Source organism: Pseudomonas nitroreducens (assembly GCF_024170165.1).
GTDB classification, from domain to species: Bacteria; Pseudomonadota; Gammaproteobacteria; order Pseudomonadales; family Pseudomonadaceae; genus Pseudomonas; species Pseudomonas nitroreducens_C.
Map to the genome: position 1 here is coordinate 1 of NZ_JALJXP010000017.1, position 13,060 is coordinate 13,060.

A 13,060-nucleotide genomic window follows, 5' to 3' on the forward strand; every position below is an offset into this window, starting at 1 on the left:
CCGCGCTGAAGCGCGTTCGGCTGACGCCGTCGAGTCCAGGTCGCGGAGCCAGAATTCAAAGCCCTCGGCACATGCCGGGGGCTTTTTTATTGGGCTGGAGAAATGCAGTCCCATGAAAAAGCCGGTCACTGACCGGCTTCTTCATTTCGACAGGCAAAGACTCAGAGCGAAATCCTGTCCCGGTTCTTGTCCAGGGTACCCTTGCCGATCCCCTTCACTTCCAGCAACTGATCCACCGTCGTGAACGGCCCATTGCTGGTCCGGTAGTCGACAATGGCCTGGGCCTTCACCTTGCCGATGCCCTTCAGGGACTTCTGCAGCTCTTCGGCGGACGCCGTGTTGATATTCACTGCCTCGACCTGGGACACGGGCGCCTTGGCAGCCGGAGCCGGCGCCTCAGCCACCGGCTTGGTGGCAGGCTGGGCACTGGTTGCTGCCTGGGCGGCACTACCGAAAGAGAGGCTGGCGAACAGGATCATGCTGGCGACGGAAAGCAGCTTCTTATTCATGGATCATATCCTTGCATGAATGACTTTTAGGCAGGCGCGGACGCGCTGCCTGAAAGAACATATCGCCAGGAATACCCATGAGAACGTCGGTTTAGAGAGTCAGCGGCAGTTTCCGGCGTCGCCGACAGAGTGCGGAGAAAGGGCTGACAAAGCTCGCAGACACGGTATTCACCGCGCCTGCTAGAAGCCCTGGATCAGGGCTCCATCCGTCGCTGCTGATGGATCAGGTCGACGATCTCGCCCTCGGGGCAATAACCGCTGACGGTTTCCCGCAACAGTTGCCGCACCCGCGCGTAGTTGCCCTGATCCACGGCCTTGAGCAGATCCGCCAGGACGAGCTTGAAGCTCTCCCAATGCATCAGCTCCTCGTTGGCCTTCATGATCATCGGATGCTCGGTGGCGCTGACGTTGTCGCCGATCAGCAGCTCCTCGTAGAGCTTCTCGCCGGGACGCAGGCCGCTGAACTCGATGGAGATATCACCGTGGGGCGTCCGCTCGGAGCGCACGCTAAGGCCGGACAGGTGGATCATTCGTTCGGCCAGTTCGAGGATTTTCACCGGCTGCCCCATGTCGAGCACGAAGACGTCGCCGCCGCGCCCCATGGAGCCGGCCTGGATCACCAACTGAGCCGCCTCGGGAATGGTCATGAAGTACCGGGTGATGCCCGGATGGGTCACGGTGACTGGCCCGCCACGCTTGATCTGCTCGCGGAACAGCGGGATGACCGAGCCGGACGAGCCCAGCACATTGCCGAAGCGGACCATGGTGAATCGGGTCTTGTTGACCTGGTGCACGCCGGACTTATCGCCGAACAGCACCGGCGCGGACTCCTGGCTCAGGGCCTGCAGGATCATCTCCGCCAGACGCTTGGTACTGCCCATGACATTGGTCGGGCGCACCGCCTTGTCGGTGGAGATCAGCACAAAGTGCTCGACACCGGCCTGCACCGCCACCTGAGCGGTATGCAGCGTCCCCATCACGTTGTTCAGCACCCCCTCGGAGATGTTGTGCTCGACGATGGGCACGTGCTTGTAGGCCGCGGCGTGATAGACCGTGGCGACCTTCCAGGTGCGCATCACGTCCAGCAGTCGCTCGGCACTGCGCACGGAGCCAAGGATCGGCACCAGCTGCACCGCGAGGGACTCGCGCTTGATGCGGTTTTCCAGCTCCTGGTGCACACGGTAGAGGTTGTATTCGCTGTGCTCGAACAGCACCAGCACGGTGGGCGAAGAACCGAGGATCTGGCGGCAGAGCTCCGAACCGATGGAACCACCGGCACCAGTGACCATCACGACTTCGCCACGAATGCAGTGCTCGAACAGTTCCTTGCGCGGCTCGACCGCGTCACGCCCGAGCAAGTCCGCAATATCCACTTCCTGGATGTCATCGACTCGCACACGGCCGTTCGCCAATTCGATGAACCCCGGCACGCTTCGCACGTGAACCGGGTAGGGCTCGAGCAGACCGAGGATTTCTCGACGCCGGGCACGGGTTGCAGACGGGATCGCCAGCAGCACTTCCTGCACGCCGGTCTCGTCGATCATCTGCTGGATATGCTTGGGCTTGTAGACACGCAGGCCGGCGATGATGCGGTTGGCAATCTCGTCATCATCATCGATGAAGGCCACTGGGCGCATCGCGCGCCCCAGGCGCAACGCCGCGACCAGCTGGTTGCCCGCCGAGCCCGCACCATAGACGGCGACCTTGGGCAGCCCATCCTGCTGCTTGAGGAATGGCACAGCCTGCACCGCGCTGTACCAGTCACCCATGAAATATTGGCGCATGGCCAGGCGCAGGCCGCCGATCATCAGCAGGCTCAACCACCAGTAGTTCAGCACCAGCGAGCGCGGAACCGCTTCGGTCACCGAGCGGTTCCAGTAGACCACCAGCGACAGCAGCAACGCAGAGATCGTTACCGCCTTCCAGATGGCGATCAGCGCGTCATTGCCCAGGTAACGCATTACCGCCCGGTACATACCGAAGCGGATGAACAGCGGAATAGCCACCGCTGGCGCCGCCGCGAACAGCCAGCCATGCACCCGGAACGGGTATTCCAGATCGTCCGTACCCAGCCGCACGATGAACGCCAGCCAAAGCGCGAACCACACCAGGAAAACATCGGTGGTGACCTGCAGTAACCGTTTGTTTCGTCTCGGAAGCCTCAGCAGGCGTTCTCGGAGCATCAGCGCTTGTCCTTAAATCCCGAGCAGACGAAATCATCCACCCGTTACATTGACCACCAATTCCGGCGGAGTTCAGCTCACATCCTGTTCATCCGGACGACCTGCGCCCAGATGAGCTACGACAAGCACCAAGGGAGCATAGGCCACAATCAGCCCCAGCAAACCCGAAACATGTCCCAGTGCGACCAGCAACGCCAGCGGCATGAGCCACAGCACGTTGATCGCGGTGACCACCAGCGACACCCGCAAGTGGCTGCCGTAACGGCGCGATGCACGCTGGTAGGCATGACTGCGATGCGCCTCGTGGACGCGCTCGCCACGAATCAGGCGGTGGATCAGGGTAAAGGTGGCGTCCACCACAAACACCCCGAGCAGGATCAGCCAACTCCAGATCAGCGGTGCGGACACCGTCCCCGCCTGCAGCACAACTCCCCCGAGAATCAAGCCGAGGAAACCACTGCCGGCATCCCCCATGAAGATCCGCGCCGGCGGGAAGTTCCAGACCAGGAACCCTGCGGTCGCCATGCCCAGGATCAACGGCAACCAAACCAGCTGCGACCCTCCGAGGAACCATCCGCAAAGAGCCCCGCCCAGGCAGACACTGATGGCTTCCAGGCCGGCAATCCCGTCGATGCCGTCCATGAAGTTGTACAGGTTGAGCAGCCAGACCAGGAACACCACGCCCAGCAGGTCGCCGGCCAACCCCAGATCCAGAGTGCCCCACGGCATAGCCAGCGCAGGCAGCCCGCCCAGCCAGCCAAGCAGCCAGAACGCCGCGACAAAATGCCCCAGTAGCCGCCAGCGCGCAGGAATATGTCGGTGATCGTCGAGGAAACCAATGACCGCCACCAGGGCCCCGGCAGGCAGCAGGGCCAACAGGCTGCGCCCGTCCACAGCACCGAGAACACCAGCCAGCGGCAGGCAGCCCAGGAAACCCAGCACGATGGCAACGCCACCACCACGCGGCGTGGGAATCTGGTGTGAACTGCGGGCATTGGGAATGTCCATGATGCTGCGCGCCAGTGCATAACGACGCACGCCAGCAGTCATCGCCCAGGATGCGACGAACACGGACGCCAGCAGAATACCCATGCTCATCGCCCCAACTCCTGAGCACATCCCTGCACAGTTGCTCGCAGGGCCTGCTCGACGCTGACCGGCGGAGTCCAGCCCAGTCGACTGCGCGTCGTGGAAATATCCACCTGCAGCGATCCCAGCAAGCGCTGGACCTGCTGGCTCCGCCCGGTCAGCAGACCCAGCAGGCGCAGCAACGCGGAGGGAACCGGCAGCAGCCACGGGCGAACCCCCAGAGCCTTGCTCAGACTACGGCACAGCTGTGCCGTCGACAAATCTTCACCGTCGCTCACCAGGAACACCTGCCCGGCGGCTGCCGGATGGCGTGCGCAAAGCAGCAGCAGATCGACCAGATTGTCCCGCGCGACCAGACTGCGGCGATTGTCGATGGAGCCGAAGGGCAGCGGCAGGCGACGCTGCAAGGCGCGCATCAGGCTGGCGAAGTTGGCTTTCACGCCCGGGCCATAGACCAGCGGCGGGCGCACCACGACGACCTCGAACCCGGTCTGCCGGGCAACATCGAACAGGGCCTGCTCGGCTTCGAGCTTGGACTGACCGTAAGGGTCCTGCGGTTTCGGCTCGGCGTCGGCAGTAAAGGGATGACCCGGAACAGTCTCCTCACCATTGACCTTGATCGAGCTGACAAAGACGAAGCGCTTCACACCGGCTGCCGCGGCCTGCTGCGCCAGATGCCGGGTCGCTTCGACGTTCACCGCGCGAAACTCGGCAAGCGGGTCCGCAGCCCGCTCATCCATGACATGAACGCGGGCAGCGCAGTGGATCACCACGTCGATCCCTTGCAGCGCCTGTGTCCAGGATTGAGCCACGCTCAACCCGTCGATGAGCGCCACTTCGACGCTTTCGGGGTATGGCGCGATGGCGCCACGCTGGGCGACGCGAACCTGCACATGATCTTCCCGGCACAAGCGCGCCAGTACGCCGCGGCCGACAAAACCGCTCGCGCCCGTGAGTAGAACCTTCAATCCGGTACCTGCAGAACCTGACGCCCGCGGCGTCTTCCATGTTTGAGCGAACGCGTCAGAGCGGCGTAATGACCGGCCGCAGCGCATTCCAGGCGTGGCAACTGGGACATTGCCAGTGCAGTTCGCGACCGGCAAAACCACACTTGCCGCATCGATAACGCGGCATTGTCTTATACAACCCGATGATTATTGGAGCGATTTTTCCCGTCGCAGAATCTTTTTCAGTGTCGCTCCCCACCACTTCCAGGTATTCGCCCACGCCTTGCCAGGAAGGATGGCGCTCCACCCGCTCCAACAGGCTTTCACGCCAACTGGAAGCACGTCCCGGCTGCTCGTTTTCGGCCAACAGTGCGAGGATCGCCGGAGGTACTTCCTCAACCTCCGCCAGCTCCCGCAAACAAGCCAGCACCTCGGGCCGGGCCAGGCCGTCGTGGCGACGCAGCAGCGGAACACACTCGCCGAGGAAGGCCTTGGCATCGCTCGCCAGCTCGCCGATGGTAGCGACGGCAGCAGCCGGATCCTTGCGCCACAACTCGCAGTCCAACCGCATCAGCAAAGCGCGGACACAGCGCCTGTCGACGCGACGAGCCTCGCGCAGCAGTTCCTGCATGGCGCTGCGATCCCCGGTCTTGGCTTTCTCCTGAGCGAGCTCGCAGTAATAGTTGGCCAGCGCGGCGCTCAGCTCGGGCCGACTGGGCACCAGCCGGGCAGCCAGCTCGATGGCGCGCGACCAGTTTTTCTCGCGCTCGCAGATCAGCCGCTGCTCATCGAGTGCCTCGAGGGAGATGGGCTCATCACGCTGCCGGGTCAGCTCGTCGAGCAACTCTTCGGCGCTGCCGAGCAAGCCGCCAGCAATGTAGTCGCGGGCCAGTTCCAGACGCACCTGCGCCACCAACGAGCCATCCTCGCCGGCGCGGCCCAGAAGATCCTGGTGAATGTGGATGGCTTTTTCGATATCGCCGCGGCGGCGGAACAGATTGCCAACGTGCAGGTGGCTTTCAAGCGTTTCCGGGCTGACGACCAGGCCCTGGGAAAGGCTTTCCAGGGCATCGTCGGAATGTCGCTCCAGCACCAGCAGGTTGTGCATGCTGTGGACGCGCGCCTGGAGGTTTGAGTCGGGCGCTGGCCGGGTTCGGGAAAGAGAGCGACGCCCCATCCACCAGCCGATGGCCAGGGCACAGAAGAAGAACAGCGTGGCGATGACGCTAGGCATGGTCCGTCAGCGACTTTTCACGCAACGCGTCATTCTCCTTGCGGAAACGGCTGACTTCGGAGCGCAGCCCGGTCATACGGACGTGCGTCCTGGCGCGGAAGGGAATGCTCAGCAACAGGCCGATCACGCCGCCGACAATGAAGGCAAGAGAGATGAAGACCACCAGCGGCCACTGCGGCGACTGCCAGCCGAGGAAGGTCAGCTGCGCGGGCTGCAGGTTTTCCAGGACGAAAACCACGACGACGGCGGCCAGGACCAGCAGCGCCAGAATCAGCAGGAAACGTTTTGCCCGAAGCATGGACACTCCTTCTTGAAGACGGATACCCCGGGGTCACTCGGGTTCGTTGACGCGGTCGCGCAGCTCCTTGCCGGGCTTGAAGTGCGGGACGAACTTGCCGTCCAGACGCACGGACTCGCCGGTCTTCGGATTGCGGCCAGTGCGCGGCGCACGGTAATGCAGCGAGAAGCTACCGAAACCCCGGATTTCGATGCGATCCCCAGTCGCCAGAGCCTGGGACATTTGCTCAAGCATGGTCTTGATCGCCAGCTCCACATCCTTTGCGGAAAGCTGCCCCTGATGGGTGACGATTCTCTCGATCAACTCCGACTTGGTCATGGTTTTCCCTTCTTTTTCAAGCGGCTAGATCAGCTCTAGGTTCTTTTAGCATGCTGGTCATGCTTTGAACAGCCCGAACGGGAAGGATGTGTTTTCATCCGGTCAAGTAGCTCGCCAATAAAAAATGGCCGCCCCCGGGGAGGAGATCGGCCACGGTCGCGCCCAGGAGCGGGAGGACGCGCAAGCAGGAAACAGGATCAGGCGATGGCGGCGAGCTGTGCCTTGGCCTTGGCCAGGCCCTTCTCGGCAAATTCTCCGCCCATGTTCAGGCCTTCGGCATGGATGAAGGTCACGTCGTGGATGCCGACAAAGCCCAGCGCCTGGCGCAGGTAGGGTTCCTGGTGATCCAGCGCGCCGCCGGCATAGACGCCACCGCGACTGGTCAGGACGAAGGCGCGCTTGCCCGTGAGCAGGCCCTGCGGGCCGGTCTCGGTGTACTTGAAGGTGACGCCGGCGCGCAGCACGTGGTCGAGCCAGGATTTCAGAGTGCTGGGGATGGCGAAGTTGTACATCGGCGCAGCCAGGACCAGCACATCGGCCGCCTGCAGTTCGGCGGTCAACTGGTTGGAACGTTCCAGCGCGGCGCGTTCGATCTCGCTGTGCTCCTGCGCCGGCTTCATCCAGCCGCCCAGCAGGTTGGCGTCCAGGTGCGGCACCTGCTCGATGGCCAGGTCGCGGACCTGGATGTCGTCGGCCGGGTGAGCGGCCTGCCACTGGGCGATGAAATCGCGGGTCAGCTGGCGGGAAACGGAACCTTCCTGACGGGCACTGCTTTCGATAACCAGAACGCGGGACATGGACTGGACCTCCATCGGTCGTTGAATGTGTCGATGGAGGCCATCCTAAAGATGAACAAATCGATAAAAAAGCGTAAATACTCGCTTCAAATTATCGAATAAATTGATTTCTTTCCTGACTGCTTCTAGTCTTGTCGGGGAATCAGGAAGGATTGCAGGTCAGCTTGATACGCAGCTTGATCACTGCGCGGCTGAAGCTGGAAGTCAGGTTGGCCTCCTTGCCGGGTGCAATGGTGGCCTTGCGCACATGGGGCGTCTCTGGACCGTTGACGAAGACCGCGGTACAGGTCACCGGTTGCTGGCCGCCGTTGCGCAGGAGGATTGCTCCCATCTGGTCGCCGATATCCTGCGTCTCGATATCCATCTCGGTGCCGTTGAGGCTCTTCTGCACTTCGATGGGATAGGCCAGGGCGGTCAGCGGCAACATGGCCAGAACGGCACAACAGAATTTTTTCATGGCGGTCTCTTGTTGGTCTTCTGCGGACCGCCAGAGTAGACAAGAGGAAGCGAGGATGAAAGCGCCCCGCGTTACCCTGGATCAGTGGAGAACCCTGCAGGCCGTGGTCGACCACGGCGGCTTCGCCCAGGCGGCTGAAGCCCTGCACCGTTCGCAGTCGTCGATCAGCTACACCGTGGCGCGCATGCAGGAGCAGCTCGGTGTGCCGCTGCTGCGCATCGACGGACGCAAGGCCGTGCTCACCGAAGCCGGCGAAGTTCTGCTGCGCCGCTCGCGGCAACTGGTGAAGTCCGCCGGCCAGCTGGAAGAGCTGGCCCACCATATGGAACAAGGTTGGGAACCGGAAGTGCGGCTGGTCGTCGACGCCGCCTACCCCACCGTGCGCCTGGTGCGCTCGCTGTCGGCCTTCATGCCGCAGAGCCGCGGCTGCCGCGTGCTGCTGCGCGAAGAAGTGCTGTCGGGCGTGGAGGAGGCGCTGGTACAGGGTCATGCGGACCTCGCCATCAGCGGCCTGAACATTCCCGGCCACCTGGGCGCCGACCTGTCCATCGTCGACTTCGTCGCCGTCGCCCACCCCGATCATCCGCTGCATCGCCTGCAACGCGAGGTCACCCACCAGGACCTGGAAACCCAGATGCAGGTGGTGATCCGTGACTCCGGCCGCCTGCAGCCACGCGACGTCGGCTGGCTCGGCGCCGAGCAGCGCTGGACCGTCGGCAGCCTCGCCACCGCCGCCACCTTCGTCAGCAACGGCCTGGGCTTCGCCTGGCTGCCGCGGCACATGATCGAGCGCGAACTACGCGACGGCCAGCTCAAGCCGCTGTCGATGAAACAGGGCGGCGTGCGCGAGAGCCGCTTCTATCTTTACCCGAACAAGGAAAAGCCCCTGGGCCCGGCCACGCAGATCCTCGTGGAGCTGCTGACCACCTTCGCCAACGTGCCCCTCGACGCCCATTTCGCCGCCCCGGAAAGCCCGGCCTGAAGCCACAGGCCGCACGAACAAGGAGCCCGCCATGCCGTTCTTCGACCACTCGGGTCACCGCCTGCACTACGAGGAAAGCGGATTCGGCACGCCGGTGCTGCTGGTGCACGGGCTCGGCTCCAGCACCCGCGACTGGGAATACCAGGTGCCGGAGCTGGAGAAACATCATCGGGTGATCACCCTCGACGTGCGTGGCCACGGCCAGTCGGACAAACCGCGCCAGCGCTACAGCATCGCCACCTTCGCCGAGGACGTGATCGCCCTGCTCGACCACCTGAGCCTGGGCCGCGTGCACCTGGTGGGCATCAGCATGGGCGGCATGATCGGCTTCGAGCTGGCCACCCGTTGGCCGGAGCGGCTGAACAGCCTGACCATCGTCAACAGCGCGCCGGAAGTGAAACCGCGCAGCCTGCGCGAATACCTGGAAGTGGCGCGCCGACTGTTCCTCGCCCACGTATTGGGCCTGGACACCGTGGGCAAGGCACTGGGCAGGATGCTGTTCCCCAAGCCCGAACAGAGCGACCTGCGCCACAAGATCCAGCAACGCTGGCCGCAGAACGACAAGCGCGCCTACCTCTCCAGCCTGCACGCCATCATCGGCTGGGGTGTGCAGGAACGCCTGGCGCGCATAACCTGTCCAACCCTGGTGATCAGCGCCGACCGCGACTACACCCCGGTCTCGCTCAAGCAGGCCTACGTCGGGCGCATGCCCAACGCGCGCCTGGTGGTGATCGAGGACTCGCGCCACGCGACGCCGCTGGACCAGCCGGAAAGATTCAATTCCACCCTGATCGATTTCCTCGATCAGGTCGACCATCCCTAGAACCTCAGGAAACATCCGCCAAATGACCCTGTTCAAACGCTTCCTGCTCGCTGCCTGCTCCCTGGTCCTGGCCGGCTCGGCATTCGCCGCCGACGCCAACAAGCCGCACGTCCTGCTGTCCACCACCTCGGGCGAAATCGAAATCGAGCTGTACGCCGACAAGGCACCGATTTCCGTGAAGAACTACCTGTCCTACGTCGACAGTGGCTTCTACAACGGAACCATCTTCCACCGCGTCATCCCCAACTTCATGATCCAGGGCGGCGGCTTCACCGAAGCCATGAAGGAGAAGGACACCCAGGCGCCGATCAAGAACGAGGCCGACAACGGCCTGCTCAACGAGCGCGGCACCCTGGCCATGGCGCGCACCAGCGACGTCAACTCCGCCACCAGCCAGTTCTTCATCAACCTGACCGGCAACGACTTCCTCAACCACGGCTCCCGCGACTTCGGCTACGCCGTGTTCGGCAAGGTCGTGCGCGGCATGGGCGTGGTCGACCAGATCGCCGGCGTGAAGACCGGCAACAAGGGCATGTTCCAGGACGTACCGACCACCCCGGTGGTCATCCTCTCCGCCAAGCGTCTGTGATTCTGCGCAGACACGGCTGACGGAGGCCATTCAAGGCGAGCCCGGGACGGGCTCGCCGACACAACCCGAGAGCCATCATGCTTTACCGTCGTTTCGAGCGTCTGATCGATCCCTTCCGCGACGTCCCCGAGCGCATGCCGCCTTCCGACGTCGTCCGCTTCTACGTCTACTACCTGCGTCAGGTCTGGCCGGTCTTCCTCGCCCTGCTCTTCGTCGGGCTGATCGTTGCACTGATCGAAGTTGCGTTGTTCAGCTACCTGGGGCGCATCGTCGACCTCGCCCAGGGCACAGCCCCCGCCGACTTCTTCACCCTGCACGGCCGCGAGCTGATCTGGATGGCCGTGGTCGCGCTGGTCCTGCGCCCGGTGTTCAACGGCCTGCACGATATGCTGGTGCACCAGAGCATCAACCCCAGCATGACCAACCTGATCCGCTGGCAGAACCACCGCTACGTGCTCAAGCAGAGCCTGGGCTTCTTCCAGAACGACTTCGCCGGGCGCATCGCCCAGCGCATCATGCAGACCGGCAACTCCCTGCGCGACTCCGCGGTGCAGGTGGTCGACGCCATCTGGCACGTGCTCATCTACACCGTCAGTGCCCTGGTGCTGTTCGCCGAGGCCGACTGGCGCCTGATGATCCCGCTGGTGCTGTGGGTCATCGGTTACGTCGGCGCGCTGGGCTACTTCATCCCGCAGGTGAAGCAGCGCTCGGTGATCGCCTCGGATTCGCGCTCGAAACTCATGGGCCGGATCGTCGACGGCTACACCAACATCACCACCCTCAAGCTGTTCGCCCACACGCGCCAGGAAGAGGACTACGCCCGCGAAGCCATCGACGACCAGACCCGCAAGGCCCAGCGCGCCGGGCGCGTGGTCACCTCGATGGACGTCACCATCACCATCTTCAACGGTCTGCTGATCGCCGGCACCACGGGCCTCGCCCTGTGGCTGTGGACCCAGTCGCTGATCTCGGTGGGGGCCATCGCCCTGGCTACCGGCCTGGTCATCCGCATCAACAACATGTCGGGCTGGATCATGTGGGTGGTCGGCGGCATCTTCGAGAACGTCGGCCAGGTGCAGGACGGCATGCAGACCATCGCCCTGCCCCGCCAGGTGATCGACGCCCCCGACGCCAGGCCGCTGCTGGTGAAGCACGGCGAAGTACGCTTCGACCAGGTGAACTTCAGCTACGGCAAGGGCGGCGGCCTGATCAGCGGCCTCGACCTGACCGTGCGCCCCGGCGAGAAGATCGGCCTGGTCGGGCCGTCCGGCGCCGGCAAGTCGACCCTGGTGAACCTGCTGCTGCGCCTCTACGACCTGGAAGGCGGGCGCATCCTGATCGACGGTCAGGACATTGCCCACGTGACCCAGGAAAGCCTGCGCGCGCAGATCGGCATGGTCACCCAGGACACCTCGCTGCTGCACCGCTCGATCCGCGACAACCTGCTCTACGGCCGTCCGGACGCCGGCGAGGCGGAGCTGCAGGATGCAATACAGAAGGCCCGCGCCTCGGAGTTCATCCCGCAACTGAGCGATGCCGAGGGGCGCTTCGGCCTCGACGCCCACGTCGGCGAACGCGGCGTGAAGCTCTCCGGCGGCCAGCGCCAGCGCATCGCGATCACCCGCGTGCTGCTCAAGGATGCGCCGATACTGATCCTCGACGAAGCCACCTCGGCGCTGGACTCGGAAGTCGAAGCGGCGATCCAGGAAAGCCTGGAGACCCTGATGCAAGGCAAGACGGTGATCGCCATCGCCCACCGCCTCTCGACCATCGCGCGCATGGACCGCCTGGTGGTGCTGGAACACGGTCGCGTGGTCGAGAGCGGCAGCCATGCCGAACTGCTCGCCCATGGCGGGCTGTATGCGCGACTGTGGCGGCACCAGACCGGCGGGTTCGTCGGGGTGGATTGAGCGCGTCCGCTGCACAACCATTCGCGGTTGTGCAGCGGAGCCACCCTGCAGGAGCGGGCCATGCCCGCGATCGCGCCCATATGGCGCTACTACAGCGTGCGCAACGGCATCCCTTACCTGTAGGAGCGAGCTTGCTCGCGAACAACCCGAGCATCAGCGCCGCCGGGAGGTCCATTCGCGAGCAGGCTCGCTCCTACGAAGAGCAGACCGACCAATCCACCGCCCATAAAAAAGCCCGGCATAAAGCCGGGCATGTCCAGATCAGGACAGCTCAGTGTGTATCCAGTAGCGCCAGCGCCTCGCGGCTCAGGCGCTCGACCGTGGCCCAGTCGCCGCTGTCGATGGCGGCCTTGGGCAGCATCCAGCTGCCGCCCACGCACATCACGTTGGCCAGCCGGTAATAGTCATTGAGGTTGTCCGGACCGACGCCGCCGGTGGGGCAGAAACGCACCTCCGGGAACGGCCCGCCGAATGCCTTGAGCGCCTCCACGCCACCACAGACCTTCGCCGGGAACAGCTTGAAGCGGCGCAGGCCATAGCGGTACGCCGTCATGATTTCCGAAGCGGTGGCTACGCCGGGCAACAGCGGTATCGGCCGTGTCACCGCGTACTGCAGCAGCTCGTCGGTGCAGCCGGGGGTGACGATGAACTTCGCCCCCGCCTCTTCCGCCTGGGCGAAGGTCTCCGGATCGAGCACGGTGCCGGCGCCGACGATCAGCTCCGGGCGCTGCTCGCTCAGTTGGCGAATCGCAGTGAGGCCCAGCGACGTCCGCAAGGTCACTTCCAGAACGGTGATGCCGCCGGCTGCCAGAGCATCCGCCATGGGCAGGATGTCCGCCTCGCGGTCGATGGTGATCACCGGCAGGATGCGTGCACGCTGCGCGAGGGCATCGATCTGCTGGATGTGTTGTTCAGACATTGCGG

At 64.0% G+C, this 13,060-nt stretch carries 14 protein-coding genes; 4 read left to right on the forward strand and 10 right to left on the reverse strand.

Features of this window, described 5'->3' with window-relative positions:
* Window positions 1–161: 161 nt before the first annotated feature.
* From J2T47_RS26120 to J2T47_RS26160, 9 genes are all read right to left on the reverse strand, one after another.
* Window positions 162–509, reverse strand: a complete 348-nt coding sequence (locus J2T47_RS26120) for a ComEA family DNA-binding protein (protein WP_253453244.1) — start codon at window positions 507–509, stop codon at window positions 162–164.
* A 194-nt stretch (window positions 510–703) separates the two neighbouring features.
* On the reverse strand, window positions 704–2,692 hold the full coding sequence (locus J2T47_RS26125; protein WP_253453246.1) for a polysaccharide biosynthesis protein: 1,989 nt from the start codon (window positions 2,690–2,692) through the stop codon (window positions 704–706).
* 72 nt (window positions 2,693–2,764) lie between these two features.
* Entirely contained in the window at window positions 2,765–3,790 is a 1,026-nt protein-coding gene (locus tag J2T47_RS26130) for an MraY family glycosyltransferase (RefSeq protein WP_253453248.1), read from the reverse strand.
* Window positions 3,787–4,749, reverse strand: a complete 963-nt coding sequence (locus tag J2T47_RS26135; protein ID WP_253453250.1) for a UDP-glucose 4-epimerase family protein — start codon at window positions 4,747–4,749, stop codon at window positions 3,787–3,789. The genes J2T47_RS26130 and J2T47_RS26135 overlap by 4 nt, the downstream gene beginning before the upstream one ends.
* A 55-nt stretch (window positions 4,750–4,804) precedes the next feature.
* On the reverse strand, window positions 4,805–5,962 hold the full coding sequence (locus tag J2T47_RS26140) for a tetratricopeptide repeat protein (protein ID WP_253453252.1): 1,158 nt from the start codon (window positions 5,960–5,962) through the stop codon (window positions 4,805–4,807).
* Window positions 5,955–6,260: a LapA family protein gene (locus J2T47_RS26145; RefSeq protein ID WP_253453254.1), complete on the reverse strand. Its 306-nt coding sequence runs from the start codon at window positions 6,258–6,260 to the stop codon at window positions 5,955–5,957. Before J2T47_RS26145 ends, J2T47_RS26140 begins: the two co-directional genes overlap by 8 nt.
* A gap of 33 nt (window positions 6,261–6,293) precedes the next feature.
* The gene (gene ihfB / locus J2T47_RS26150; protein WP_015478091.1) at window positions 6,294–6,578 is read right to left on the reverse strand and encodes an integration host factor subunit beta; all 285 of its coding nucleotides are present in this window, start codon (window positions 6,576–6,578) and stop codon (window positions 6,294–6,296) included.
* A gap of 197 nt (window positions 6,579–6,775) precedes the next feature.
* Window positions 6,776–7,375 (reverse strand): FMN-dependent NADH-azoreductase, encoded by a 600-nt coding sequence (locus tag J2T47_RS26155; RefSeq protein ID WP_253453256.1) that lies wholly within the window; start codon window positions 7,373–7,375, stop codon window positions 6,776–6,778.
* 142 nt (window positions 7,376–7,517) lie between these two features.
* Window positions 7,518–7,832, reverse strand: coding sequence for a 3-phosphoglycerate kinase (locus J2T47_RS26160; RefSeq protein ID WP_081519336.1), 315 nt, complete (start codon window positions 7,830–7,832; stop codon window positions 7,518–7,520).
* Between the two features lie 55 nt (window positions 7,833–7,887).
* Between J2T47_RS26160 and J2T47_RS26165 the strand changes: the two genes are divergently transcribed.
* The 4 genes from J2T47_RS26165 to J2T47_RS26180 all read left to right on the forward strand — a co-directional run bounded on the left by J2T47_RS26165 (window position 7,888) and on the right by J2T47_RS26180 (window position 12,136).
* On the forward strand, window positions 7,888–8,814 hold the full coding sequence (locus J2T47_RS26165) for a LysR family transcriptional regulator (protein WP_253453258.1): 927 nt from the start codon (window positions 7,888–7,890) through the stop codon (window positions 8,812–8,814).
* A 31-nt stretch (window positions 8,815–8,845) separates the two neighbouring features.
* Window positions 8,846–9,637: an alpha/beta fold hydrolase gene (locus J2T47_RS26170; protein WP_253453260.1), complete on the forward strand. Its 792-nt coding sequence runs from the start codon at window positions 8,846–8,848 to the stop codon at window positions 9,635–9,637.
* A gap of 28 nt (window positions 9,638–9,665) precedes the next feature.
* Entirely contained in the window at window positions 9,666–10,226 is a 561-nt protein-coding gene (locus J2T47_RS26175; RefSeq protein ID WP_253453464.1) for a peptidylprolyl isomerase, read from the forward strand.
* A gap of 77 nt (window positions 10,227–10,303) precedes the next feature.
* Window positions 10,304–12,136, forward strand: coding sequence for an ABC transporter ATP-binding protein (locus tag J2T47_RS26180; protein WP_253453262.1), 1,833 nt, complete (start codon window positions 10,304–10,306; stop codon window positions 12,134–12,136).
* A 271-nt stretch (window positions 12,137–12,407) separates the two neighbouring features.
* Here the strand turns inward: J2T47_RS26180 and J2T47_RS26185 are convergent, their stop codons facing one another.
* The gene (locus tag J2T47_RS26185) at window positions 12,408–13,055 is read right to left on the reverse strand and encodes a bifunctional 4-hydroxy-2-oxoglutarate aldolase/2-dehydro-3-deoxy-phosphogluconate aldolase (protein ID WP_253453264.1); all 648 of its coding nucleotides are present in this window, start codon (window positions 13,053–13,055) and stop codon (window positions 12,408–12,410) included.
* Window positions 13,056–13,060 lie beyond the last annotated feature (5 nt).

Excerpts from the sequence above, each read along its gene's own strand:
- J2T47_RS26120 (WP_253453244.1), bottom strand. The coding sequence starts at position 509 with ATGAATAAGAAGCTGCTTTCCGTCGCCAGCATGATCCTGTTCGCCAGC.
- J2T47_RS26125 (WP_253453246.1), bottom strand. The coding sequence starts at position 2,692 with ATGCTCCGAGAACGCCTGCTGAGGCTTCCGAGACGAAACAAACGGTTA.
- J2T47_RS26130 (WP_253453248.1), bottom strand. The coding sequence starts at position 3,790 with ATGAGCATGGGTATTCTGCTGGCGTCCGTGTTCGTCGCATCCTGGGCG.
- J2T47_RS26140 (WP_253453252.1), bottom strand. The coding sequence starts at position 5,962 with ATGCCTAGCGTCATCGCCACGCTGTTCTTCTTCTGTGCCCTGGCCATC.
- J2T47_RS26145 (WP_253453254.1), bottom strand. The coding sequence starts at position 6,260 with ATGCTTCGGGCAAAACGTTTCCTGCTGATTCTGGCGCTGCTGGTCCTG.
- ihfB (WP_015478091.1), bottom strand. The coding sequence starts at position 6,578 with ATGACCAAGTCGGAGTTGATCGAGAGAATCGTCACCCATCAGGGGCAG.
- J2T47_RS26155 (WP_253453256.1), bottom strand. The coding sequence starts at position 7,375 with ATGTCCCGCGTTCTGGTTATCGAAAGCAGTGCCCGTCAGGAAGGTTCC.
- J2T47_RS26160 (WP_081519336.1), bottom strand. The coding sequence starts at position 7,832 with ATGAAAAAATTCTGTTGTGCCGTTCTGGCCATGTTGCCGCTGACCGCC.
- J2T47_RS26165 (WP_253453258.1), top strand. The coding sequence starts at position 7,888 with ATGAAAGCGCCCCGCGTTACCCTGGATCAGTGGAGAACCCTGCAGGCC.
- J2T47_RS26170 (WP_253453260.1), top strand. The coding sequence starts at position 8,846 with ATGCCGTTCTTCGACCACTCGGGTCACCGCCTGCACTACGAGGAAAGC.
- J2T47_RS26180 (WP_253453262.1), top strand. The coding sequence starts at position 10,304 with ATGCTTTACCGTCGTTTCGAGCGTCTGATCGATCCCTTCCGCGACGTC.
- J2T47_RS26185 (WP_253453264.1), bottom strand. The coding sequence starts at position 13,055 with ATGTCTGAACAACACATCCAGCAGATCGATGCCCTCGCGCAGCGTGCA.